Here is a 24224-nt window from a genome sequence, read left to right on the forward strand (position 1 = left end):
CACGCTCGGTAGACACCTAGTGAATTTGATGAGGGAGTAGGAAAGAGATGGCTGACGGTACCGGCACCAGCGGTACGACGACCGGTGGCCCTACGGATACGACGCCACAGGACACGTCGGACTGGAACAATCTCCACACCTGGGCCAGCAGCGACCCGCCGAGCCTCACCCTGAACACGGCCGAGGGGATGAAGGCCGATTTCCAGGTGTTCAAGGACAGTGCCGCCGCAGTCCACGAACTGATCCTGCAACTGGACGTCTTTCGCAAGTACGTCACCGACAACAACCTCAACGGCCTCAAGCCGATCACCAACTACGCGCTGGACCCGGCCGGCCCGCAGCTGACGAACATCTACAACCAGAAGGGCGAGTCGATCCTGGCGGGGATCGACGGCCTGAAGTCCATCCTGACGAATATGCAGGACACGTTCATCGCGGCGCTGAAGGCGTACCAGAAGGCCGAGGGCCAGACGGTCGACACCTTCGACAGCGTGCGGAACGCCGCGATCACCGCCGACCCGACGAAGGTGAACCCCCCGCCGGACGCCTCGACGTTCTCGGTGAGCGGCGACATGCCCGACGCGCCCACCACCCCGCTGAACCACGACACCGGTCAGACGGTGCAGATCAACGACGCCAGCTCGTGGACCTACGACGACTTCTACTACTTCGACCGGTCGATGATCGGCAGCGACTGGAACACCGAAGCCGCGAGCGTGCGGTACGGATGGCTGGCCACCCAGCTGTCCACAGACGTCGGCAAGGTGACCCAGCAGTTGTCGAAGATCACTGCCGACATGTGGACGGGTACGGGCGCGACCGCGGCCATGGCCGCGGTGACGCGTTTCGAGAACAACGCGATGGCGTTCAGCAACAGCATCAGCGAGCTGTCCACGGTGCTGAAGTACACCAGCGGCTTCCTCAAGGCCACCTTCGATCAGATGCCCACCGACACCGAGGGGAACTGGCGTAAGTGGGTCGGCCCGTGCACCATCAAGAAGTGGCGCAACAAGGCGCTGGACGCGTACAAGAACGACTACACCGTCGGTATCCAGAACGCGATGAAGGCGCTGCCCTACATCACCGTTCTCGGTGCGGGGACCGGCAATACGAGCTCGAGCGGCTCGAACAGCAGCAGCGCCGGTGGGAGCACCAGCGGCAGCGCGACCGCGAGCACCAGCGCGAGCGCCTACGCGAGTAGTAGCACCTATGCCAGCGGCTACGCCAGTGGCAGCACCTATGCCAGCGGCTACGCCAGTGGCAGCACCTACGCCAGCGGCTACGGCAGCGGCGCCGATTCCGGTTACAACGCGGGCTATTCCGCCGGTTACGGCGCGGGCTATTCGGCCGGTTACGGCGCGGGGTACTCCGCGGGTTACGCCGCGGCGCAGGCCGCGGCGGGCAGCGGCACCGGCGGTGGCTACGGCGGCGGTTCGACCGGCGGCACCGGTGGCGGCACGGGCGGCGGCTACGGCGCCGGCGCGGGCAGCTACGGCGCCGGCGCGGGCAGCTACGGCGCCGGCGCGGGCAGCTACGGCAGTGCCTACGGCGCCAGCAGTGGTAGCGCGGGTGGCACCGGTGGCGGTACGGGTGGCGGTACCGGCGGCGGCTACGGCGCTGGTAGTTACGGCGGCATCAGTGTCGGCAGCGCCTACAGCGGTGCCGGGGCGGCTGCCAGCGGTACCGGTGGCGCCGGCGGTGCCGGTACCTACGGCGGTACCGCGGGCGGTGGCGGTACCACCGCGGGCGGCGGCGGCTCCTCGGTCACCGGTGGCTACACCGGCGCGATGGGGTCGGCGTACATGGCCGGTTACTCCGCGGGTCTCGCGGCCCTGTCCGGTATGAGCGCCTACTCCGGACTCGGCGCGTACTCCGGAATCGGTTACGGCAGTGGCGCATTCGGCAGTGGCTACGGTTCCTTCGGCTACGGCAGCGGGTACGGCAGTGGCTACGGTTCGTACGGCTACGGCAGCGGCGCCTACGGTTCGTACGGCCTCAGCGGTTCGGGCTACGCGGCCGGTTACGAGGCGGGTTATTCGGCGGGCTACCTGGCCGCCGAGAACGCGCTCGGCCTGTCGGGCGCATCCCCGTTCAGCGCGCTGTCCGGCCTGGAGGGCCTGGGCAACACCCTCGGCGGCGCGCTCTCGGGCCTGCTGCCGACGCTGCTGGGGGCGGCGACCTCCGGCCTGGCCGGGATGCCGGACATGCTCAACAACGCGCTCAGCAGTCTCGGTCACGGTCTGACCGAGGCCGGGAACGCGCTCGGCGGTGCGGGACAGGACATTTCGAACGCCGTCGGCGCGGCGCTGGATCCGAACAGTTCGCCCGACGTGTCGAAACTGTTCCCTCGCGCGGCCGGCTCCGACCTGCCGGTCTCGACCGATCACACGCTGGACACCTCGAACGCCACCAACGGGCCGAGCATGCCGGGTATGCCCGGACCCATGGGTGGTAGTCAGCAGGCCAACAGCAACAAGGAACACAAGCGGGCGAAATTCCTGGACGGCGCGTCGAACCTCGATGAGATCCTCGACCCGATCGACAAGGTGAGGCCGGTGATCGAGCCGTGACGCTGTCGTGGACCTTCACCGGCATCGAATTCCAGGTGCTCTGTGAGAAGTACCGAGGCGGGGAATTGCCGGACCCGCTGTTCTGGACGCTCGAGGAACACATGTCCCTGGACGCGGGCCGCGCGCTCAGAGCCGATGTCTGGCAGGAACTTCGGGCGAAATGGGATCCGTCCTGGGATTCGGTGATCGACGTCATGTGCGCGCCGGAGATCTGCATCCGGCTGCACGCCTGGGACGAGAGCGACATGGCGGACGGCAAGGAGCCGGACGGCAAGAGTTCCACGTACATCCATTTCGCGCGCAGCGGCGCGCAGGCGTACAAATTCGAGCAGCTGCCCGGAAAGTCCTACTGGCACACCGACGGATTCATCATCACCGAAATCGATCCGCGGAGTCTGGCGGCCGAGGTGGTCCGGTCCATGCCCAACGTCGAGGCGGGCAGGCTGGGGAGCACCCCGATCATCATCGATCCGGCCGACCACGTCGGGTACGGCGGCAGCAGTTTCTTCCGGGACGACGACGAGGATCCGCCCGCCGTCGCCTCCACGAAGTTCTTCAACCTGCCCGCCAGCCGGACCGGGACGTTGCGCGTGTTGCAGGGCCGGTCGAAATACGGTCCGCGCGGCATCCAGGAGACCAAGATGCTCTGGCGCGATGTGATCGACGACGGCCGCTATCTGATGAACATGGACGATGCCCCGGTGGCCGTGGGCATCAGCCGCAACGGGCTCGCCGGAAAACTCCAGGACCAGATCGACAATCTGATGGAGCGGCTCGATACCCATTGGGAGAGTGGACGTCCCGAGGACCGCTGGTAACGCGATCACCGAGGACGACCGGAAAAGGAGAGTTCGATGACCAGAGTCGAGGTCGACACCGCGAAATTGCGGCAGGCGGCGGGCACGATGACCGATGTGACCGGCCGGGTCACCACCATCGTGAACAACCTGAAGAACCATCTGAACGCCAAGGGCTACCCCTGGGGTCACGATCACTACGGGAACAAGTTCACCGAGGGTGAGAGCGGCTACACCAACTCCAGCAAGAATCTGGTGCAGGGTGCGGACAACCTGGTCGTCTCGCTCGGCCAGTTCGGCACCGGCATGAACGATGCCGCGCAGAAGATGGACGATATGGACCACTAGTTCGCGATGGTCCGGCGTCGGTCCGGAATGGATTCGGCTGCGGCCGTTTTCGAGATATTGGCTCGTCGTTCACGTCGATCGGCGATACCGTTGAATAGCGTGACGGCTGGTGACACGGCATGATTGCCGGTGTCCGTGATGCGGCAGGCCGTCGCGGCACCGAGGAGGGTTCGAGTACATGACCGATCCGCACCAGGATGCGCCGAAGGGCCAGGACGCCCCGGACGTCACCTTCAGCCTGGGCGGTCTTCCGGCCGGGGACGCCCCCGGCCCGGCCGCGGGACCGTCCGTCGAGGCGGGTGCGAGCCCCGCGGCGGGTGTGAGTGCCGAACCCACGCCGGAGGCGGGCGCGCAAGCGCCGTTGGACATCTCGCTCGTGGATGAGGAGACGCCCGCGGATCCCGACGCGTCGGATCCGGCCGCCGAGGAAGCCTCCTCGATCGAACAGCAGGCCACCCAGCTCGCGCACACCATCGCGCGCGAGCTGGCGGTCGCCGGGCCGGAGGGCTGGCGGCGGCTCGAGGCGTACTTCGCGATCACCGTCGCGGGCGGGGTGACCTACACCCTGTACTACGACGACGCCGATCGGGTGGCCCGGCGCGAACCGTCCCCGGAGATCATCGATCTGGTGCAGATGCAGCGCGAGGTGTCCGCGCAACTGGGTGACGGCCCGTGGTGGCGGATGGAGATCCGCCTGGACGTGTCCGGCCACGTCGAGGCCGATTACGACTACGGCGACGAGCCGTTCCCCGACGACCAGATGCTCGTCCCCGACGCGTATCTGGCCGACCTGCAAGCCTTTCCGCGCGAGCGGGTGCCGGTGTGGCTGGCCGCGTACGTCGGCCACGACAACCGGCAGTGGCGCTCACCGCAGCAGGCCGCGCAGACGGTGCGCGCCGAGCGGGAGGCCGGTGTGGTGCCGGTGCCGTCCTACGACGACTTCCCGGTGCTGCCGGTGTTCTGGGCGCGCTGGGCCACCATCGCCGCGGCCTTCGTCGCGATCGGTTCGGACTGGGGTCCGCGGGTGCTGCCCGCGCTGGGCGTCTTCGAGGGTTCCTCGCGCAGCGGCTCGACGTTGTACATCCTGCCGGGCGGGCGCGCGGTGCTCTCCGGCGGTGTCTGGGACGCCCCGGCGCTGGACGCGGCCTACAACGACGGCGAGCCGATGCCGGATCTGTATTCCGGTGCGCCGGAATGGGTTGCGAACCAGGTCCTGAATCCGCGCGCGGCCCGCGGCCTGATGTCGTTCTGCTACTGGTGGGATCGGGACAGCTGGTACCGCGGCGAGTCGCCGACCTCCGACAAGATCAGCGCCGCGATTCCCGGCGCCTGGTCCGCCGATACCGTCGCCGACGTGGTGTGCGGTGTGGTGAGCAACGATCCGAGCAGCACCCAGCGGGCCGCGGCGATGAACCTGGTGTCCGCGGCCGAGGCCGGCGTGGTCACCCGCGACACCCTCACCGCCCTGTTCGACGATCCGGCCGACGATATCGACGGCGCCCTCTACCAGCTCTCGCTGGCGGGCCTGGTGACCGACGACGCCGTCGCGCTGTCCGAGGATCGGGCCATCGCCCTGGTGCGCGAACACATCCTGAACCTGGGCATCGACACCACCGACTATCCGGTGAGCGATCTGGTGGCCGAACGGCTGAACGTGGGCTGGATGGTTTTCGTCCCGGTCCCCGAGGGCGAGATCGCCATCGGCCGCGCGATCTTCTACATCGCCGACGACGGCGTGATCGAGCAGTCGTCCTCCTCGACGGCTCCGTCGGTCTACGTCGCCGGTTTCGAGGAGCGTTTCCAGCAGCGGCAGACGGGTGCGGCGGCCGATCTGAGTATCTGATCGTGCGGTGGGTATTACGGAGTTGGATCCCGGTGCGGTATCGCCGGGCCGAGCGAACGGGGGTGCTGTGGTGAGTACCGAGAGCGGCGGGTCGGGTATCGGTCCGGTCGTGGGCGAGGCGGGCGCGGAACCGGTCGAGGAGTCCGCGGCACCGGAGAGTCCGGTCGTCGAGCAGGCCCAGCAGCCGGTGCTGGTGGAGTGGACCGCGGCCAACCGGACCGGATCGATCTCGGTGCGGACCACGGAACAGGGTCTGCCCCTGGGGATTTCGGTGGACAAGGCCGAATTGCGCAGGGACCCGGGAGCTTTGGCGGCCGAGGTGCTGCGGTTGTGCAAACAGGCGGCGAACCGTGCGGCGCTGGCGCGGCGCGCGGAGTTCGAGGCGGCCGGGGTCGATTCGGCGGCCCTGCACCGGATGGGTTTGCCCACCCCCGCGGAGGTCGCGCAGAGCGAACTCGTGGAGGAGGACGAATACGAGACCGAGCCGGAGAGCTGGCTGCGGTCCGTCTAGCCGGTTCGGCTCGAAAACCCTTGTGAGGAGCGTCATGTACGAATCGATGGACGAGCTCGAGGCCAGCGTGCGCAGTCGCCTGTACCGGCTGCGTGACCTCGGTGATCAGATGGCGGGCGTGCGCGCCCGCGAGACCTCGCCGGACGAATCGATGACCGTCGAGGTGGACGGCAACGGCGCGATCGTGGATCTGCAACTGTCCGAGTCGATTTCGCGGATGACCCCGGAGCAGTTCGAGAGTACGCTCGTCGCGACCTCGTATTCCGCTGCGCGCCAAGCCTTCGCCGAACGTGCCGATCTGGTTAATACCTTCAATGACGAAGTTTCGAGCTGGTGAACTTCTGGCCGGATACGGGCGGCCCCGGGGTTCGGGGGCAGCAATTGCGTAGCGCGATCGGCGCGGATCCGCTTACCATTGATGGCAAGTGAGGATTTTTGCCACCGGGATAGAGGATTTACGATGGAGCCTTTTGTCACAGTGCCGGATGCGATCCGCGGATACGGTGCGTCCTCAGCGGCCATGGCGACCACCATCGCCACGGTCGGTAACGTCGACCAGGTCGCCACGGTCGGTGCGGCGGTGCCGGTGTTCGGGTTGATCGGCCAGGATTTCCTGGCGGCGTTCGCCTATGCGCAGGCCAACCACGTCTCGTCGGTCAACGAGCTCGCCGCGGTGCACGCGGGTACCGCACTGGCCGCCTTCACGGCCGCGGACCACTATCAGGCCTCCGACGACGACTCGGCCGCGCACTTCCGGTCGGTATAGCCGCGATGAACGCGCCACTGGACCCCAGCATTTCGGATCTGCTGCGGGGTAGCTCGCTGGCACCCATGATGGATCAGCCGGTGGGCCACATCCTGCACAGCATGGGATTGCCGCAGCTGCCGACCATTCCGCCGCTGCCACCGCTGCCGGGCCTGCCGCCGATGCCGGTGATCGACCTGACGGCGATCGTGAAGCCGATGACGGATATGGCCGCCAGCTTCGGCAGCGGCCAATTCGGCGGCGGCGCAGTGCATCACGCGCTCGGCGTCGCGCCGGATGCCGCGCCCGCGGCCAATAACGCCACGAATCACCCTGCGACACAGCAGAATTCGCCCGCACCGCAGGAGAGCAAGCCGCAGGCCGCCGCGCCGCAACCGGCCGCGCCCGCGGGCAACAACGTGGCGGGCATCCCGCTGCCCGCGATGCCGAATGTCGATCCCACCCAGGTGCTTTCGGCGATCACCAGCGGTCTGCAGGTCGCCATGCAGCTCGGCACCTCCGCGCTGCAAGTGGTGATGCAGATGTGGCAGGGCCAGGGTGCGACGCAGGCGGCCTCGACGGGTACCCAGGCGGCGGCCTCGGGCAGCCAGCTGGCGACCCAGGGCGCCAACCAGAAGGGGATTCTGGTCTCGGGCGCGAGCTCGGTGTTCACCGGCGGCGCGCTGATGTCCACGGTGGTGGGCAAGTACCTGACCACGATGGCGCTCACCGCGCCCGCGCTGTCGGTGCCCGGCGGTGCGGCGTTCATGGTCGCCGAGACCGCCGACGCCATCGCCGAGGCGCTCGCGGTGATCACCAAGACGCGCGTGGAACTCACCATCCACTCCGCCAATATGACCGAGGCCGGTACCAAGGTCGAGGTCAGCTCCGCGCCGACGGGTGTCGACGCGGGCACCCAGGCGGCGACCGCGGCCGATACCGCCGCGACGACCGCCTCCTCGACGGCGTCCTCGTCCAGTAGCCAGATGCAACAGCTCATGCAGCTGATCTCCCCGATGAGCCAATTGCTCACCACCGGAGTGCAATCGGCGAGTCAGCTGGGGGAGGCGGCCAAGTCGCTGTTCCCCGGTGGGTCCGCCACGGCCGCGGCCGCGCGGGTGCCGGCCGACAAGGCCCTGTCGGCGTCCGAGAAGGCCGCGGATGCCAAGGATTCGAAGGGCGGCGCATCGGTCGGCGGCGGCGGTGGCGGTGGAGTCACCGGAATCGCGGCGGTGCCCGCGACGCCGCTCACCCCGTACATCGGCACCCAGGTGGCCGGCGGCAGCACCTTCGGTCCCAGCGCGGCCGGTGCGATGGTCCAACCGGCGTCGGCGACCTCGTCGCCGCTGTCCAGCACCAGCCCCGGAATGATGCCGATGAGCAGTGCGGGCACGGCGGCGGCAGCGGCCAAGGGCGCCGCCGCGGCGGGCGCGGCCGACGCGAACGGCAATCTGGTCACCGGCACCAACGGGGACGAGGTCATCGGCGCCGTCGAGGGCGCGACCCTGCCGGTGGTCGGCGCCTACAACCGAGGCGTCGAAGCGCCGCCCGACAAGGAACTGACGTTGTGATGGTGCAGCGACAACTGATTCTGGAGGGATCGTCATGACAGACAACAACTTCGGCGGAGTGTACTTCAGCCCGGCGGCCGCGACCGACGCCGCGGGCCGCTTGGACGCGGTGGCCCTGCGTCTGCAGCAGGACCTGCAGGACAACAAGCTCGCGCTGACCGTTCCGGCGGCCGGCGCCGACGAGGTCTCGGTGCGCGCGGCCGACACCATGAACCACGTCGCGGGTTCGTTCACGACCAGCGCCGAGGCGAGCATTCTGGAATTGCAGAAGCTGGCCGCCTCGCTGCGCGCCCAGGTCTCGCACTTCGGCCGGGTCGAGAGCGCGAACGCCGCCGGAATCGAGCAGGCGCGGTCGGTCTAGATGATCGAACCACCGCAGCCCGGCTTCACCGGGGTCGTCTGGGAGGCGCGCGAGTCCGACCGGCTCGCACGCGATCTCGACACCGGCCCCGGTCCGATTCCGATGGCCGAGGCCGGTGCCGCGTGGGCCCGCCTGGCCGCCAGCTTCGGGACTGCGGCGGCCGAGTTCGAGGCGGTGCTGGTGAGCCTGCGCGGTGCGTGGCAGTCGGCGACCAGTACCGGTGTGCACGACAGCGTTTCGGTGCTACGTGACTGGCTGGCCGGTGCCGCCCAGGCGGCGGCCGGCAATGCCCTCAAGGCCGAGCAGCACGCCGCGGCCAACGAGCTCGCCCGCCTGACGATGCCGAACATGATCGACATCAAGGCGATCCTGGAAGCCCAGCAGATGTTGCAGCAGATCGGCATCTCGCTCGGCGCGCCGATCCAGGCGATCGCGGCGATCACCGACACCAATTCGGATCTGGCCAAGGCGACCGCGTCCCGGGTGATGCGCGTCTACGAGGCGGCCACCGAACCGCTGGCCACCCCGTGGGTGCAGGAGCATCCGCCGGAAATGAGCTCCGGCGCCGCGCTGGCATCCGAGCAGGCCGCCGCGCAGACGCCGAAACCGGCCGCGCCCGAGGGTGTTCCGGTGTTGCCGACGAACTTCGACCCCGCGGCGTTCGCCGCGCTCGCGACGCCGCCGATCAAGACCGCCTATCGCGCCCCGCGCATGGTGCAGTCGACGACCGAGGCCGAGACGGCCGAGGTGGTGCCGGCGTCCTCGACCGGTTCCGCCAGTCCGATTCCCGCCAGCGGTATTCCGGCGGCGGTCGCACCGGCGGCAGCGGCCGCGGCGTTGCACAACGAGGAACATCGTGCCGGTATCGCGGTCGAGGGTGCGGACACGATGGACGTCGAGAACGGAATCGTCAGTGCGCCAGCGGTTCTCGGCGGTCCGGCGGCCGGTGCGCAGCCGCCGGTCCCGACCCAGGCCGCGCCGGGGCAGCCCGTGCCGACGCGGACCGTGCCCGGCGCCGCCCGACCCGGGGCGGCCTGATGACGACGCTCACCAACGACGGCCTGTTCGCGGTGGCCGAACGCCTCGGCGTACAGACCCTGCCGTTGGTGCTCGCCGTCGCGCCGCACCATGATTCGTACGACGCGTGGCAGGACGCGCAGGAGAGCGCGGTCGCCGGGCTGACCGAGGCCGGGGTGTTCGACTCCTACGGCGAGGTGAGTTCGGAACTGGCACAGGCGATGTTCGTGCTGTCCCAGCCCGAGAGCGAACTGGTGGCGCGGATCTACCGCGTCGCCCCGAGCCACCCCGGCGAGCCGCCCGCGCCCGCCGACGTGGTGCGAGTGTGCTTGGCGCGCAGGGGAGAAGACCACGCCATCGCGATCCGTTCCGGCGACGATTTCCGGCTGGAGACCTTCTGGTCCGACGGTTCGGGTGCGTCGTTGGCCCGGCCGCTGCTCACCGCGCTGGGCGCCTGCGCGCCGGCGCAGATTCCCGATTTCAGTGTGCTGTCACAGGATCTGAGCGAGCGGCTCAGCGCGGCGAATACCGCCACCGAGTACGCCGATGCCTGTTACGCGCTGGGTATACCCGATCGGGAGGCCACCATTCTCGGGCTGGCCTTCGAATCCTGTTCCGCCTATGCCGAAATCGTCGCCTATGCGCACGAGGACGGTATAGCCACCCGGACGTCGGGCGCCGTCGCGATGTACGACACCGGCCGCGGCCGGATTATCGCCATTCCCGCGACGGCGCCCGATCTACAAGCATGGTCGACGGTCACACCGGGCACCGACCACCGTATCGCACAAGCGATTTCGGCCTTGATCGAGATGCTTCCCGGGGAAAGGTGGCTGCGGCAATAAGTTCTGAAAGCCCCACGAAAGTCGTCTATTCTGAATGCGATTGTCCTCGGATCTCCGAGCAATTCGCCACCCAGCAATCCAGCACCATGAGGGAAAGGCAATAAAATGGCAGGCGCAGGAGCAGTTGGCCTTAGTCTTGATCAGATCAATACTCTGGCCAACAACATGGACACCTCCATCAACGCTATTCGCACCCACATCCAGAGCATCGAGGATGCCGCGGATGCCGCGAAGGCCGGCTGGCACGGTGACGCGAACGCCTCGTTCGTGAAGGCCGCGGACTCGTGGCACTCCGAGGCCGAGACGCTGAAGGCGAATCTGGCGTCGCTGCAGCAGGCCGTCGTGGACGGCAAGAACAAGCTGATCTCGATGGACCAGCAGGGCTGATTGCCGCTGTCCTACGGACATTCCGGCCAACCTGACCGAATCATTCCCACAGAAACGAGGACGCGATGAGCGACATTCTCTACGACCCCGCGACGATGAACACCCTGTACGACGATCTGAACCACTCGGGTTCCCAGCTGCGCAGCGAGGGCTCGAACCTGGAGGATCAGGCGAAGGCCTTCAACTCGGCCCTGCAGGGTGACAACGCGAACCAGGGCTTCCACGCCACGTACACCAAATGGGCCGACGAATTCGACAACCACCTGCAGGTGCTCGACCAGCTGCAGCAGTCGGTCGAGGACGCGCTGCACCGCGCGCTGGCAGCGGACTCCGCCGTCGGCCAGGGTTTCGACGTCAGCTTCTGATCCGTCCCCGCGGATTTCACAACAGCCGACCGAGCGGAATGCTCGGTCGGCTGTTGTATGTCCGAATGCTGTTGTGTCCCGGGAACGTTACGGCCTCAGCGCGTGGCGAGTGATTCCCCGATGTACTGCATCTCGTCCGGCGTGGTGACCATGTGCACCGTCGCCGAATCGGTCGGGGTGCGGACGGTGATCATGTTCGGCGACGCCGGATCCTGGAGCAACGTGACATCGGCGTCGAACGGACTCTCCGGACCGTCGTCCTCGCGCACGTGCAGAATCGTCGCCCCACCCGGCAGCGCGGTCGGGGCGATGCCGTCGAAGACGACGACGGTCGTTGTGGGATAAGAACTTCCGGGCTGTCGCGGGGGTGCGGCCAGATGGTGACTGGCGCCCGCCGAGCGCGGCGCCAGCGAAAGCGAGTGCGGCGCGGCCACACTCGCGACCATGGCGGTCCAGGCGTCCGGACGCGCGGTGTGCACCACCGTGTGCGCGCCCAGCGCGATCGCCCGCAGCACCACCTGCTGGGCCAGATCGAGCTTGCCGATGACCTCCAGATGCCTGGTGCCCTCGCCGATCAGCGGCACCGCGATGCCCTGTCCGCTCAGATCCGCGCCGATCAGCTGACCGCAGCCCGCGGTGGGGACCGCAAGCCCGTCCAGCGCGTCCAGTGGGCCGCGAAAATCCTCCGGGGTATCACCGGGCGCCACCGCGATGGGCAGGCTGTCCAGGAAGGCGCGCAGCTGCTGTCCGGGCAGTCGCCGCAGCCCCGGCACCGGCGGATCGGCCGGATCGCTGAGGGTGTCGAACCGGACCAGCGCGTGCAGCGAGATACCTGGCCGGATCTCGTCCGTCGCGGCGCGCACCGCCTGCGGCCGCAGCCGCACGGTGATGGTCGTCGAAAGGCTCTGTGCGGCCCACAGATCCGCGAAACCGGGGGAGGCGATCAGATCCCGCCCGATCGCGTAACTGGTCAGGTGCAGGCCCTCGTATTCGAGCGTGTTCGGGGATTCGGTGAACTGGTCCGGGGTGATGCCGTGCGTGAGTTGCCGTACCGCGCTGTTGATCTCGCCCGCGGTCAGCACCGAGACGGTGATGTCGCGCGCGGCCAGCCGGTTGGCGACCCGGCGGGTGGCGATGATCGCCGCGCGCAGCGCACCGGCCCCGCCGCCGCCGCGATTGTCCACCGCCTGGGCGTTGGCCAGCGGATCGAACCGCAGCACCAGCCACACCGTGCGGCGCGCGATCGCGGGCAGCGGGCCCAGGATGCGGTCGTAGAGCCAGGCCACCGCGCCGTTGCTCGCGGTGCGCGCACCGGTGCTGATGACGTCGATGGAATCCAGCGTGATGTCGAATTGTCCCAGGCAGTCGGCGATTTCGCGCAGCGGCAGTTCCTGGGTCGAGCCGAGCGAACCCGGACGCAGCCAGGTCATCGAGTCCGGCGGCGGTTCGATCCGCAGCATGCTGATCAGCCGGTCGGCCTCCCAGCGCACCCCGTAGCTACCGCCCTCGGGCAGCGGCACGTCGAACGCTTCCGGCGGTTCGGCGCCGGGATCGTGCCGCCACCGGTTCCAGCGGAACGACACCGCGCCGCCGATGATTCCGGCCAGCGAGCGCGGGTGGCGGCGGCGCAGCGGGACCAGTCCGATCAGCGCCACCACGACACCGATCGGGACGATCACGTACCACCGCAAGTGGAAGGCGATCGCGACCCACACCGCGATCGCGACCAGCAGCAACACCGGAACCACATGGCGCAGTGGGAGATCCCGGAACAGCCAGAAGTCCTGATCGTGCAGCGCGATCGGCGGCCGGACGGTACGCCCCCCGCCGCCGGTCTGCCCCGAGCGACCCTCCGATGACTCGGATTCCTGCTCCTCGGGTCCGGTGTAAACGATCGCTTCTTCGACCATCGTTTTCCATATCTGTTCGCGCCCGCTGCTGTGGAGTCCGGCCAGCACGGCCGGAAGCACGGTCCGAATGGCCGGTTTCGCGGATTACGTTACCTGTTCCGGCTGCGAGTGGCGTGCTGCCCGCGTAACCGCCTAGTCTTTTCGTGCGGGGAGTTTCCACCGGTGGGCGGTCACCCTCGCGCGTTCGACCGATGCCCTACCGTTCGAGGGAGATCCAGTGCCGGCACAGCTGACAACTCGGGCACAGGTCAATGGCTATCGCTTCCTGTTGCGCCGCCTGGACCACGCGATGGTCCGGCGCGATGTGCGCATGCTGCACGATCCGATGCGGTCGCAGTCCCGTTCGCTGATCATCGGCGGCATCCTGGGCATGCTGGGCGTGGCCGGTTGCGTGATCCTGTCGTTCATCCATCCGCAGGGTTCGGTGGGCAAGGCGTCGATCATCGTCGGCAAGGACAGCGCCGCGCTGTTCGTGATGGTGAAGGACAAGTCCGGGAACCAAACCCTGCATCCCGCACTGAATCTGGCCTCGGCCCGGTTGATCAGCGGTACCGCCGAAACACCCACCTCGGTCAAGGATTCCAAGCTGTCGAGCTATCCGCGCGGTCCGCTGCTGGGGATTCCGGGGGCGCCGAACGCGTTGCCGGGGACCTCGCAGGGTGATCATTCCGACTGGTCGCTGTGCGAGTCGGTCACGTTGACCGCGAGCGGCAATGTGGCCAGCGCCGCGGCGGTCACCACGACCGTGATCGCCGGGCCGCCGGAACTGGGCGCGCAAGCGCGGACCGCGAGCCAGGACGAGGCGGTGCTGGTGAGTCACGACGACAAGACGTATCTGATCTACGACGGTAAACGCGCGGAGATCGATCCGACCAACACGGTCATGGCCCGCACGCTGAACCTGGTCGTACATCCGGCGCGTGCGACCGGCACCGGCCTGCTCGACGTCGCGGTCCCGGTACCGCCGCTGGCGCCGCCGACCATCCCGGACGCCGGGCATCCCGGTCCGGGCAAGTTGTCGAATGTGCCTGTGGGCGGGGTGATCTCGGTGGCCTCGGCGGACGGCAGCGGTACCTCGGATCTGTACGTGGTGCTGGAGAAGGGCGTGCAGCGCATCGGCCCGTTCGTCGCGCAACTGATCCGCAACGCGGATTCGCACGGCATGAGCGAGATCAAGTCGGTACCGCCGGATGTGCTCGACGGCATCACCGTACTGGACACCCTGCCGCTGGAGCAGTTCCCCACCCAGGTGCCGAAAATCATCGGCGCCGAGGATGATCCGGTGACCTGCGTGCGCTGGAACAAGAGTTCGGGCATGGCCACCGACCAGCCCGAGTCGAGCAATCCGACCGATCGAGCGTGGGTCTCGCTGGTGCTGGGTACCAAACTGCCGCTGGGGAATTCGGATCATCCGGTGAAGCTGGCCACCTCCTCGGGCACCGGCGACCACGTCGATCAGGTGTTCGTGAAGCCGATGACGGGTGAGTTCGTGCAGACCACCGGTATGGATTCGGGCAGCCTGCGCCGGGACAGCCTGTTCTACATCACCGACGATGGAATCCGGTACGGCATACCGGATCTGGCCACCGCGGAGATGCTGGGCCTGGGTAAGACGCCGCATCTGGCGCCGTGGGCGATCGTGGGGCAGCTGGTGCCGGGGCCGACGCTGTCGCGGACGTCGGCGTTGGTGAGTTACGACAGTGTGCCCACCGGCCCGTCCGCGGCGACCTCGGACGACTCGAAGACCACCACCGCGTCGCACTGAACCGCGTCCCACAGCGGAAACGCCTGCGGCCCTGCTGCTTTCGAGTGAATTCGAAAGCAGCAGGGCCGCAGTGGTATTCGGTCCAGACGCTCAGCCCAAGCCGAGCGAGGCCAGGATCGTGGCGAGCGCGGCCTGCATGTCCGCCGCCTCGATGCGCATCAGCACCGACTCGTCGATCTCGCTCAGATCCAGCGAATCATCGTTGGCGAGACGGAATTCCCGCTCCTCCTCGGCCGCTTCGATGACGTTACGGATGAAACGACCGTTACCGGCGAGGTCGACCCCGCGCCGCGGCTGCCCGCTCTGATCGGTGCTCTCCATCGCGTACAGCCGCCCACAGGCCGCGACGAGCTGTTCGACGGCGCCCTCGGCCAGTTCCGAGTCACGGGATTTGGCGATCACCCCGCCGATCTGGCCCAGCTCCTCCGCGGTGTACGAGGGGAACTGCAGGCGCTTGGCGAAACGCGAGGCCAGACCGTCGTTGGCGGCCAGCAGGCGGTTGATCTCACCGTCGTATCCCGCGATGATGACCACGAGCCGATCGCGGTCGTTCTCCATGCGGGCCAGCAGGGTGTCCACGGCCTCGCGACCGAAGGCGTCACCGCCGGACAAGCCGCTCTGGATCAGGGTGTACGCCTCGTCGATGAAAAGCACACCGTCCATTGCGCTATCGATCAATTTATCGGTTTTTATCGCGGTGCTACCCAAATGTTCACCGACCAGATCCATTCGCTTCGCTTCGACGACCTTGTCGGTTTTCAGAATGCCGAGGCCGCAATAGATCTTGGCGACCACGCGCGCGATCGTGGTTTTACCGGTACCGGGCGGACCGGTGAACGCCAGGTGATTGCCGCGCGATTTGGCCGACAGGCCCTTCTCGGCGCGGATCTTGGCCAGCTGTGCGCTCGACTGCAACCGCGCGACCTGGGTTTTCACCGAGGCCAGACCAATCTGACGGTTGAGCTCCGCGCGAGCCTCGTCCAGGATCTTCTTCGCGCGATCCTGGAAATCCGCCTCCTGCTGCTCCTGCATCGAGGGCGCCGAGTCCGAATCCCAGCGGTCGGTGCGGGCGGCGATGGTCTCCTTGGAGGTGATGGTGATCCGGTAGGTGCGATCCCGCATCGCCTCGGTGTTCGCGGCGAAATCCGGCGCCTGCGAATACACCTTCTCGAAGAGGCGCTGGGCCTCCTCCTCGTTTCCGTTCTCGCGCAGGCACAGTCCGCGACAGAACATGGCGGTGGTGCGCGCGGCCGGAATCGGGCCGTGCTCGGCCATCTCCATGCGGCGGATGGCCTCACCGAACAGGCCCAGCTGCGCGCAGGCCGAGCCGACCATGACGTGCGCGCCCGCGGCCATGAACGGATCGTCCCACTCGGCCGAACCGGCCAGCACGGTCATCACGTCGGGCCAGCGCTGCGTGTTGTAGTGCATGACGCCGCGCACGTAGGCACTGATCCGGTTGTCCGGCTCGGTTTCCGGTGCGTGCGCCTGGCCGCGACGGAACTCGGCGAGCTCGTCGAGCACCTGCTCGGCCTCGTCGTACTTCTTGTCCGAGATCAGCTGCGCGGCCTGGGCGACCCAGATCTCGGCGTAGTTGGACAGCGGGTAGTCGATGTACAGACCGGTGACGAAGCGTCCGGCCAGCTCACGCGGGCGCAGCCCCAGGCGGCGTTGCTCGCGGTAGAGCGTCGAGCCGCTGGTCTTCTGCAATTGCGTGAGGACCTCGGGAGTCATCTCACCCGCGACGGCCAGGCCCAGCCAGGCGTCGCACATGGTGGGATCCCACTCGGTGGCACGTTGGAACGCGAGCTTGGCGTACTCCAGATCGCGCGTGGCCTCCTGGCCATCGATGGTCAGACCCAGCGACAGGACGCCGGCGTCGAAGGCGCGTTGAGCTTGGCGGTTGCCGGTCATAACACTCGAACCCCGAATTTTCTTTTGTGAAGGCCCATTCCGTATCTCTCCTGACCAGCCTACCGATCGCGCACTACCCAACTGTCCGATACATTAGGGTTCGCTGCACAAAGGTCGCAACGCGAAGGCAATTGACGGGGTGAAAGTGGTTCGGCCAGCTGACAGATCGTCGTGTGAAACACCGTTGGTTACCGTCGTCGCGGGATCGGCGACCTCATGACGGCACCATCGCCGGGCGGGCGCACCGCCGCGGAACCCGAGCTCTGCAGGGTCTCGGTCATCGGGGGAAACACCCAGTTGGACGTGGGTCTGCCCACGGCGATCCCGGTCGCCTCGTTCATCGGTGATCTGGTCTCGCTCATCGAATCCCGCAATCCGGACGTCGGGGACGGCGAGGACGACAACGCCCCGATGGTGACCCAGCACTGGACCCTGGCGCGCCTGGGGCGCGACCCGATCCCGCCGAGCCGGACCCTGGTCGAGGCCGAGGTGCACGACGGCGATCTGCTGGTGCTGCGCGCGGTGGGCGCGAAAGAGACTCCCGCGCTGTTCGACGACGTCATCGACGCGGTGTCCCGGCTGACCGCGGACACCTTCCGCGGGTGGTCGCCGCAGGCCGCGCGCTGGACCGGCCTGGTCGCGTCGGTGCTGACCACGGTGGTGGCGATGCTGCTGCTGGCCGCCGGACGCGCGCACGTCAACGCGCTGGCCGAGGGTTTCATCGCGGCCGGAGTCGGCGTGGCGGCGATGGTCGCGGCCGCGATTGCGGTGCGGCGCTACAGCGATCCGCTCGCGGGCACCTGGCTGTCGCTGTCCTCGATGGTGCTGCTGTTCTCCGCCGGAGTGTTCTTCGTACCGGGCAGCCTGGGCAGTCCCCATCTGCTGCTGGGCTTTTCGGTGCTGCTGGTGGCCGCCGCGGTGGGCTACCGCGCGACCGGTATCGGAATGACGTTGTACCCCATGGCGATCACCGTCGCGCTGTTCGGCGGGATCGGCGCGGCGGTCCGGATGATCTGGGACGTCGCGCTGGCCGGGATCGGCGCGGGCCTGCTGGTCGGCGGGCTGATCGTGATCTCCTCGGTGCCCCGCCTGTCCGCGGTGCTGGCCCGGCTGCCCGTGCCGCACGTGCCGACGGCCGGCGCGGCGATCGATCCGGCCGACCACGAACCGCGTCCGACCATCGAGGGGATCGGCGCGATCGGCGCCACGGCGCTGCCCTCGGCGGTCGGTCTGGGCCGACGGGCCAAGGCGGCCAACGCATATCAGACCGGCATCATGGCGGGCTGCACGCTGGCGGCGGTCGTCGGCACCATCGCGGCCGCGGATCCGTTCGGCCCGTTGAGCTGGCCGGGGATCGCGCTGGCGGTGGTGACCTCGATCATCCTGGCCCTGCGTGGCCGTTCCTTCGCCGATCTGACCCAGGCGGGTTCGCTGATCGCGGGCGGCGGGGTGATCTTCGTCGGCACGGCTGCCGGTGCGGCCCTGGGTGATTCGCGCGCGGTGTTGATCTCGGCCGGACTGCTGCTGTTCTTCGCGGCGGCCGTGGTCGGCTTCGGCGTCATCGGCCCGCACATCGAGATCACCCCGGTGATGCGCCGGATGAACGAGCTGTTCGAATACCTGCTGATCGTGCTGGTGATCCCGCTGGTGCTGTGGATCATGGACGTGTACTCGATGGCCCGCGACATATGACCGGTGTGGGCCCGTCGGGCGGGGAAGGTGTCGGCCGGGGTCGCCGCGTGCTTCGGATGATGTGCGCGGCAACGTTTCTCGGTGCGGCGATCTTCGCCGTACCCGGACCCGCGAACGCCGTCCGGCCGCCCACGGTGAATCCCGGGGCGCTGGGTGCGGCCCAGGCGCTGAGCGGTCGCCCGGCACCGCTCGAACCGACCCAGCAGCGCGAGGTCTGCGCCACCCCGCTGCTCAGCGGCGCCGTGCCCGCCGACGCCCCGATCGCGCAGCGGGTGCTGAATCTGCCTGCGGCATGGCAGTTCTCGCAGGGCGCGGGACAGAAGGTCGCGGTCGTCGACACCGGCGTGAACCGGCATCCGCGGTTGCCGAATCTGCAGGCCGGCGGCGACTACGTCTCGAACTCCGACGGCACCAGCGACTGCGACGGCCACGGCACCATCGTCGCGGGCATCATCGCCGGACAGCCCAGTACCGGTGACGGATTCTCCGGTGTCGCACCGCAGGCGCAGATCCTGAGCATCCGCCAGCTGAGCCTGGCGTTCTCGGCCAAGAACAGCCAGTCCAACGGACAGCCGGGCACGATCTCCGACTCCGGCTACGGCAATGTGCTCACGTTGTCCGCGGCGGTGGTGCGCGCGACCGACATGGGCGCCACGGTGATCAACATCTCCGAGGTGGCCTGCACCGCAGCGGGTTACGACACCGCCGACGGCGCGCTCGGCGCGGCGGTGAAATACGCGTACGACCACAACGTCGTCGTGGTCGCCGCGGCCGGGAACATGCAGTCCGACGGACCGTGCAAGACGCAGAACAGCGGCTCGGGTTGGGATGAGGTGCAGACGATTCCGAGCCCGGCGTGGTTCGATAAATACGTGCTGTCGGTAGGTTCGGTGGATCCCAACGGCATCCCGTCGGAACTGACGTTGCGGGGGCCGTGGATCGGTGTCGCGGCGGTGGGCCGCCAGATCGTCTCGCTGGACAGCAAACCCGGTGGCAACGGCCTGGTGAACGCCGTGTCCGGCACCGACGGCGTCCGGAACATCGAGGGCACCAGTTTCGCCGCGCCCTACGTCTCCGGCCTTGCGGCACTGGTGCGTTCGCGATTCCCGAAGCTCACCGCCGGACAGGTGATCGAGCGGATCGAGCGCACCGCCCATCATCCGGGCGCCACCCGGGACGACTCGGTCGGCTACGGCATGATCGACCCCGTCGCCGCCCTCACCGCGGTGCTGCCGGACGAGCCGGTGTCCGCGGGCGCCGCTGTGCCCCGGGCGATTCCGACGCCCTACTCGCCGCCGCCCGCGGACACCCGGCCGCGCACCTTCGCCACGATCGGCTCGATCGTCTGCCTGTCCGTCCTGGGAATCGGTCTGGCGCTGGCGATTCCGCTGCGCCGCCGCCCCGGCGCCGATACCCTCGACCCCGATCGGTAGGCCCCATGATTACCGAAGGTTTCGTTCGCCGTCCCCGGATCGCGCCGCCGCGCGCGCCCGGCGGTGAGGTGACGCTGAGCCCGCCGCCCGAGGTCAGCCGTCCGGTGCCCGGTCCGCTGATCGCCAAGCTGATGCCGGTGGTCATGGTCGTCGCGGTCGTCGGCATGCTCGGCATGTTCGTGATGATGGGGCGCTCGCTGCTGAGCAACCCCATGATGATGATGTTCCCGATGATGATGCTGATGTCGATGGTCGGCATGATGATGGGCCGCGGCGGTGGTGGCGGCAAGTCCGCCGGTGAGCTCAACGAGGAACGCAAGGACTACTTCCGGTACCTGGACCAGATCCGCCGGGACGTGCGCAAAACCGGTGTCCGGCAGCTGGATTCGCTGCGCTGGTCGCATCCCGAACCGGTGGATCTGGAATCGCTGGTGGGCAGCCGCCGGATGTGGGAGCGCCGCCCCAACGACCCCGACTTCGGCCATGTGCGCGTCGGGGTGGGCAGCCACCGCCTGGCCACCAAACTCGCCCGTCCGGAGACCGGCCCGCTCGAGGATCTCGAACCGGTCGCGACGGTCGCGCTGCGTCGTTTCGTGCGCACCCACTCGGTCGTGCACCAGCTGCCCACCGCGGTCTCGCTGCGCGCGTTCCCGGCGGTGAACATCGAGGGGCCCGTCGAGGACTCCCGAATGTTCATGCGCGCCATGCTGATGGAGTTCGCCGCCTTCCACGGCCCGGATCACGTCGCGGTCGCGATCGTCTGCGCGGATCCCGACGGCGAGGCGTGGTCCTGGGCGAAATGGCTTCCGCACCTGCAACATCCGACCCATCGCGACGGAATGGGCTCGGCCCGGATGATGTACGGCTCGCTCGGCGAACTCGAGACCGCGCTGGGCGCGGAGCTGATGGAGCGCGGCCGGTTCATGCGCAATCCGCAACCGACACAGGGCCGTACGCATCTGCTCGTGGTCATCGACGACGGTTTCGTCAACGGCACCGAACGACTGGTCAGCGAATCCGGTCTGGACTCGGTGACCGTACTGGACCTGACCGCCCCCGAGAACGGCCTGGCCGCGCGCCGCGGTCTGCAACTCGTCGTCGGCGACGGCGCGGTCAGCGCCCGCAGCGCCGCCGGGGTGGAGCGCTTCGCCACGGTCGACGAGGTCAGCGTCGCCCAGGCCGAGACCTTCGCGCGTGCCCTGGCCCGCTATCGGATCGCCACCGCCGCGCAGATCGTCAGCCTGGGGGAGGAGACCCGCACCGATCCGGGTCTGATGGCGCTGCTGAAGATTCCGGACGCCGCGCAGATCGAACCGGCCAAGGTGTGGCGTCCGCGCACCCCGCGCGAGCGGCTGCGGGTGCCGATCGGCGTCACCCCGGACGGCACCCCGGTCGAACTCGACATCAAGGAATCCGCCGAGAACGGCATGGGCCCGCACGGATTGTGCATCGGCGCAACGGGTTCGGGTAAATCCGAGTTCCTGCGCACGCTGGTGCTGTCCATGGTGACCTCGCACTCCCCGGACGCGCTGAACCTCATCCTGGTCGACTTCAAGGGTGGCGCGACCTTCCTGGGTCTGGATCCGCTGCCGCACGTCGCGGCGGTCATCACCAACCTCGAGGCCGAACTGTCCATGGTCGACCGTATGAAGGACGCCCTGGCCGGTGAGATGAACCGCCGCCAGGAGCTGCTGCGGTCCTCGGGCAACTTCGCCAACGTCACCGAGTACGAGAAGGCCCGTGCCGCGGGCGCGGCGCTGGATCCGCTGCCCGCGCTGTTCGTCGTGGTCGACGAGTTCTCCGAACTGCTCTCGCAGAAGCCGGATTTCGCGGATCTGTTCGTGATGATCGGCCGCCTGGGCCGGTCGCTGCACGTGCACCTGCTGCTGGCCTCGCAGCGCCTCGAGGAGAACAAGCTGCGCGGCCTGGACTCGCACCTGTCCTACCGCATCGGTCTGCGCACCTTCTCCGCCAACGAATCCCGCGCCGTGCTGGGTATCACCGACGCCTACCACCTGCCGAGCGTGCCCGGCGCGGGATACCTCAAGACCGACGCCGCGGATCCGTTGCGGTTCAACGCGACCTACGTCTCCGGACCGTACGTCGCCCCGACCACGTCGGGTCCGGTCGTCATCGGCGGCCGCACGATCGGCGGTTCGCCCACGGTCTTCACCGCCGCGCACGTGGAGATGCCCGAACTGCCGCCGGAGCCCGAACCCGCCTTCGATCCGCTGGAGCTGCCCGAACCGCCCTCGGTCGAGGACGGCATCCCGGATTCGCTGTTGACCGTGGTGGTCAAGCGGCTGACCGGACACGGCCGCCCCGCGCACGAGGTCTGGTTGCCGCCGCTGGAGGAGTCCCCGTCGGTGGATATGCTGCTACCCGATCCGGATTGGCGTTCGCCCGCCAACCGGCACGGTCAGCTGTGGATGCCGATCGGCATCATCGACAAGCCGTACGAGCAGCGTCGTGACGTGCTCACCATCCAATTGTCCGGCGCGCGTGGACATGTCGCGGTGGTCGGCGGTCCGCAGTCGGGTAAGTCGACCGCGCTGCGCACCATCATCATGTCCGCGGCCGCGACGCACACCCCCGAACAGGTGCAGTTCTACTGCCTGGACTTCGGTGGCGGCAGTATGGCCGGTCTGGTCGGGTTGCCGCACGTCGGTTCGGTGGCCGGTCGCCTCGACGTGGACCGGGTCCGGCGCACCATCGCGGAGTTGACCTCGCTGATGCGTCAGCGCGAGGAGCGGTTCAGCGAACTGGGCATCGAATCCATGGCCGAGTTCCGGCGACGCAAGTTCTCGGTGATCAACACCGACGGCACCATGCCGGAGGGGGATCCGCTGGCGGCGGACCGGTTCGGTGACGTATTCCTGGTGATCGACGGGTGGGCGACCATCCGCGAGGAGTTCGAACCGATCGAGGCGCAGATCCAGGCCATTGCCGGACAGGGCCTTTCGCTCGGCATCCACCTGATGGTGGGTGCGTCCCGCTGGGCCGAGATCCGCCCGGTGGTCAAGGACCAGATCGGTACCCGCCTGGAACTGCGGCTGGGTGATCCGACGGATTCGGAGATGAACCGGCGGGCGGCGGCCCTGGTGCCGGTCGGTCGTCCCGGTCGCGGTCTGACCGCCGAACAGCTGCACATGCTGATCGCGTTGCCGCGCTTGGACACCCAGACCGAGCCGGGCAACCTGTCCGAGGGCGTCGCGGCCTCCCGCGAGGGCCTCGCACAGCTGTGGGGCCAGCGCCGCGCCCCCGAGGTGCGCATGCTGCCGATGCAGTTCGGCCGCGACGAGCTGCTGACGATGGCGGCCGAACGCGGTATCGAACAGAGCTCGACCCGCCTGGTGGTCGGTCTCGGCGAGAACGAATTGGAGCCGCTGGTCCTGGATTTCGGCGCCGAACCGCATCTTATGGCGTTCGCCGACGTGGAGTCCGGCAAGACCACGCTGTTGCGCAACATCGCGATGGGCATCATCGAGAGTTCGACGCCCGAACAGGCCCGCATCATCATGATCGACTACCGCCGCACCATGCTCGGCGTCGTCGAGGGTGATCAGCTGGCCGGGTACTCGACCTCCTCGCAGACCTGTAGTTCGATGGTCAAGGACATCGTCGCGTTCATGGCCGAGCGCATCCCCGGTTCCGACATCACCCCGAAGGAGTTGCGCGAACGCAGCTGGTGGAGCGGCCCGGAGATCTACATCCTGGTGGACGACTACGACATGGTGGTGCAGGGCTCGAACAACCCGCTGATGCCGCTGCTGGAGTACCTGCCGCAGGCCCGCGACATCGGCATGCACCTGATCGTCACCCGCCGCACCGGTGGTGTGTCCCGCGCCCTGTTCGACCCGGTCCTCGGCGGTATGAAGAACATGTCCGTTCAGGCCCTGATCATGAGCGGCCCCCGCGACGAGGGCAAGATCATCGGCGATGTCCGCCCCTCCAAACTCCCGCCCGGCCGCGGCATCCTCATCTCCCGCACCCACGGCCAGGAAATGGTCCAGATCGCCAACCTCCCACCGCTGTAACTTCGGCCTCCGCTTCGCTCCGGCGGGCCGGGGCCCTATCAACCCCGGTCCTTCCCTCCTACGCTCCCCCGCTTCGCTCCTCCGCTCCGGTCAGTCCAGGCCCGGGGCGGGAG

19 protein-coding genes are annotated in these 24224 nt (G+C 68.2%); 17 read left to right on the plus strand and 2 right to left on the minus strand.

Features of this window, described 5'->3' with window-relative positions:
• Window positions 1-47 precede the first annotated feature (47 nt).
• From NRB20_RS12945 to NRB20_RS13005, 13 genes are all read left to right on the plus strand, one after another.
• Complete coding sequence (locus tag NRB20_RS12945) at window positions 48-2570, plus strand: hypothetical protein (protein WP_153410376.1); 2523 nt, start codon at window positions 48-50, stop codon at window positions 2568-2570.
• Window positions 2567-3388, plus strand: a complete 822-nt coding sequence (locus NRB20_RS12950; protein WP_153410377.1) for an ESX secretion-associated protein EspG — start codon at window positions 2567-2569, stop codon at window positions 3386-3388. Before NRB20_RS12945 ends, NRB20_RS12950 begins: the two co-directional genes overlap by 4 nt.
• A 36-nt stretch (window positions 3389-3424) precedes the next feature.
• Window positions 3425-3715 (plus strand): WXG100 family type VII secretion target, encoded by a 291-nt coding sequence (locus tag NRB20_RS12955; RefSeq protein WP_153410378.1) that lies wholly within the window; start codon window positions 3425-3427, stop codon window positions 3713-3715.
• A 178-nt stretch (window positions 3716-3893) separates the two neighbouring features.
• Complete coding sequence (locus NRB20_RS12960; protein ID WP_153410379.1) at window positions 3894-5558, plus strand: ICP22 family protein; 1665 nt, start codon at window positions 3894-3896, stop codon at window positions 5556-5558.
• A gap of 70 nt (window positions 5559-5628) precedes the next feature.
• Complete coding sequence (locus NRB20_RS12965) at window positions 5629-6069, plus strand: hypothetical protein (RefSeq protein WP_319944842.1); 441 nt, start codon at window positions 5629-5631, stop codon at window positions 6067-6069.
• Window positions 6070-6103: 34 nt separating this feature from the next.
• Window positions 6104-6406 (plus strand): YbaB/EbfC family nucleoid-associated protein, encoded by a 303-nt coding sequence (locus NRB20_RS12970; protein ID WP_153410380.1) that lies wholly within the window; start codon window positions 6104-6106, stop codon window positions 6404-6406.
• A 123-nt stretch (window positions 6407-6529) separates the two neighbouring features.
• Complete coding sequence (locus tag NRB20_RS12975; protein WP_153410381.1) at window positions 6530-6835, plus strand: type VII secretion target; 306 nt, start codon at window positions 6530-6532, stop codon at window positions 6833-6835.
• A gap of 5 nt (window positions 6836-6840) precedes the next feature.
• Window positions 6841-8385 (plus strand): hypothetical protein, encoded by a 1545-nt coding sequence (locus NRB20_RS12980; protein ID WP_153410382.1) that lies wholly within the window; start codon window positions 6841-6843, stop codon window positions 8383-8385.
• A 34-nt stretch (window positions 8386-8419) separates the two neighbouring features.
• Window positions 8420-8746, plus strand: a complete 327-nt coding sequence (locus NRB20_RS12985) for a PE family protein (RefSeq protein ID WP_153410383.1) — start codon at window positions 8420-8422, stop codon at window positions 8744-8746.
• A complete protein-coding gene (locus tag NRB20_RS12990; protein WP_153410384.1) occupies window positions 8747-9784 on the plus strand; it encodes a PPE domain-containing protein in 1038 nt (345 codons plus the stop codon).
• Window positions 9784-10608, plus strand: coding sequence for an ESX secretion-associated protein EspG (locus tag NRB20_RS12995; protein WP_153410385.1), 825 nt, complete (start codon window positions 9784-9786; stop codon window positions 10606-10608). Before NRB20_RS12990 ends, NRB20_RS12995 begins: the two co-directional genes overlap by 1 nt.
• A gap of 105 nt (window positions 10609-10713) precedes the next feature.
• A complete protein-coding gene (locus tag NRB20_RS13000; RefSeq protein WP_153410386.1) occupies window positions 10714-10995 on the plus strand; it encodes a WXG100 family type VII secretion target in 282 nt (93 codons plus the stop codon).
• A 65-nt stretch (window positions 10996-11060) separates the two neighbouring features.
• The gene (locus tag NRB20_RS13005) at window positions 11061-11360 is read left to right on the plus strand and encodes a WXG100 family type VII secretion target (protein WP_153410387.1); all 300 of its coding nucleotides are present in this window, start codon (window positions 11061-11063) and stop codon (window positions 11358-11360) included.
• Window positions 11361-11455: 95 nt separating this feature from the next.
• Here the strand turns inward: NRB20_RS13005 and eccE are convergent, their stop codons facing one another.
• Window positions 11456-13270, minus strand: a complete 1815-nt coding sequence (gene eccE / locus NRB20_RS13010) for a type VII secretion protein EccE (RefSeq protein WP_153410388.1) — start codon at window positions 13268-13270, stop codon at window positions 11456-11458.
• A gap of 217 nt (window positions 13271-13487) precedes the next feature.
• On the opposite strand from eccE, the gene eccB reads away from it, so the two are divergent.
• The gene (eccB, locus tag NRB20_RS13015) at window positions 13488-15035 is read left to right on the plus strand and encodes a type VII secretion protein EccB (protein WP_319944843.1); all 1548 of its coding nucleotides are present in this window, start codon (window positions 13488-13490) and stop codon (window positions 15033-15035) included.
• A 90-nt stretch (window positions 15036-15125) separates the two neighbouring features.
• On the opposite strand, the gene eccA is transcribed toward eccB, so the two are convergent.
• Window positions 15126-16949, minus strand: a complete 1824-nt coding sequence (gene eccA, locus NRB20_RS13020; RefSeq protein WP_153410389.1) for a type VII secretion AAA-ATPase EccA — start codon at window positions 16947-16949, stop codon at window positions 15126-15128.
• A 216-nt stretch (window positions 16950-17165) separates the two neighbouring features.
• Between eccA and eccD the strand changes: the two genes are divergently transcribed.
• The 3 genes from eccD to eccCa are packed head-to-tail and all read left to right on the plus strand — an operon-like array spanning window position 17166 to window position 24111.
• Window positions 17166-18641, plus strand: coding sequence for a type VII secretion integral membrane protein EccD (gene eccD, locus NRB20_RS13025; protein ID WP_153410390.1), 1476 nt, complete (start codon window positions 17166-17168; stop codon window positions 18639-18641).
• Window positions 18642-18697: 56 nt separating this feature from the next.
• Window positions 18698-20074: a type VII secretion-associated serine protease mycosin gene (gene mycP, locus NRB20_RS13030; protein ID WP_153410751.1), complete on the plus strand. Its 1377-nt coding sequence runs from the start codon at window positions 18698-18700 to the stop codon at window positions 20072-20074.
• A 5-nt stretch (window positions 20075-20079) separates the two neighbouring features.
• A complete protein-coding gene (gene eccCa / locus NRB20_RS13035) occupies window positions 20080-24111 on the plus strand; it encodes a type VII secretion protein EccCa (RefSeq protein WP_153410391.1) in 4032 nt (1343 codons plus the stop codon).
• Window positions 24112-24224 lie beyond the last annotated feature (113 nt).

The organism is Nocardia macrotermitis, assembly GCF_009604405.1.
Taxonomy (GTDB): domain Bacteria; phylum Actinomycetota; class Actinomycetes; order Mycobacteriales; family Mycobacteriaceae; genus Nocardia; species Nocardia macrotermitis.

Bases quoted from the DNA above. Each gene is read 5' to 3' on its own strand.
- NRB20_RS12980 (WP_153410382.1), top strand. From the start codon at position 6,841: ATGAACGCGCCACTGGACCCCAGCATTTCGGATCTGCTGCGGGGTAGC.
- eccD (WP_153410390.1), top strand. From the start codon at position 17,166: ATGACGGCACCATCGCCGGGCGGGCGCACCGCCGCGGAACCCGAGCTC.
- NRB20_RS12995 (WP_153410385.1), top strand. From the start codon at position 9,784: ATGACGACGCTCACCAACGACGGCCTGTTCGCGGTGGCCGAACGCCTC.
- NRB20_RS12970 (WP_153410380.1), top strand. From the start codon at position 6,104: ATGTACGAATCGATGGACGAGCTCGAGGCCAGCGTGCGCAGTCGCCTG.
- NRB20_RS13000 (WP_153410386.1), top strand. From the start codon at position 10,714: ATGGCAGGCGCAGGAGCAGTTGGCCTTAGTCTTGATCAGATCAATACT.
- NRB20_RS12975 (WP_153410381.1), top strand. From the start codon at position 6,530: ATGGAGCCTTTTGTCACAGTGCCGGATGCGATCCGCGGATACGGTGCG.
- eccCa (WP_153410391.1), top strand. From the start codon at position 20,080: ATGATTACCGAAGGTTTCGTTCGCCGTCCCCGGATCGCGCCGCCGCGC.
- NRB20_RS12990 (WP_153410384.1), top strand. From the start codon at position 8,747: ATGATCGAACCACCGCAGCCCGGCTTCACCGGGGTCGTCTGGGAGGCG.
- NRB20_RS12960 (WP_153410379.1), top strand. From the start codon at position 3,894: ATGACCGATCCGCACCAGGATGCGCCGAAGGGCCAGGACGCCCCGGAC.
- NRB20_RS13005 (WP_153410387.1), top strand. From the start codon at position 11,061: ATGAGCGACATTCTCTACGACCCCGCGACGATGAACACCCTGTACGAC.
- NRB20_RS12945 (WP_153410376.1), top strand. From the start codon at position 48: ATGGCTGACGGTACCGGCACCAGCGGTACGACGACCGGTGGCCCTACG.
- NRB20_RS12985 (WP_153410383.1), top strand. From the start codon at position 8,420: ATGACAGACAACAACTTCGGCGGAGTGTACTTCAGCCCGGCGGCCGCG.
- mycP (WP_153410751.1), top strand. From the start codon at position 18,698: ATGATGTGCGCGGCAACGTTTCTCGGTGCGGCGATCTTCGCCGTACCC.
- eccE (WP_153410388.1), bottom strand. From the start codon at position 13,270: ATGGTCGAAGAAGCGATCGTTTACACCGGACCCGAGGAGCAGGAATCC.
- NRB20_RS12955 (WP_153410378.1), top strand. From the start codon at position 3,425: ATGACCAGAGTCGAGGTCGACACCGCGAAATTGCGGCAGGCGGCGGGC.
- eccA (WP_153410389.1), bottom strand. From the start codon at position 16,949: ATGACCGGCAACCGCCAAGCTCAACGCGCCTTCGACGCCGGCGTCCTG.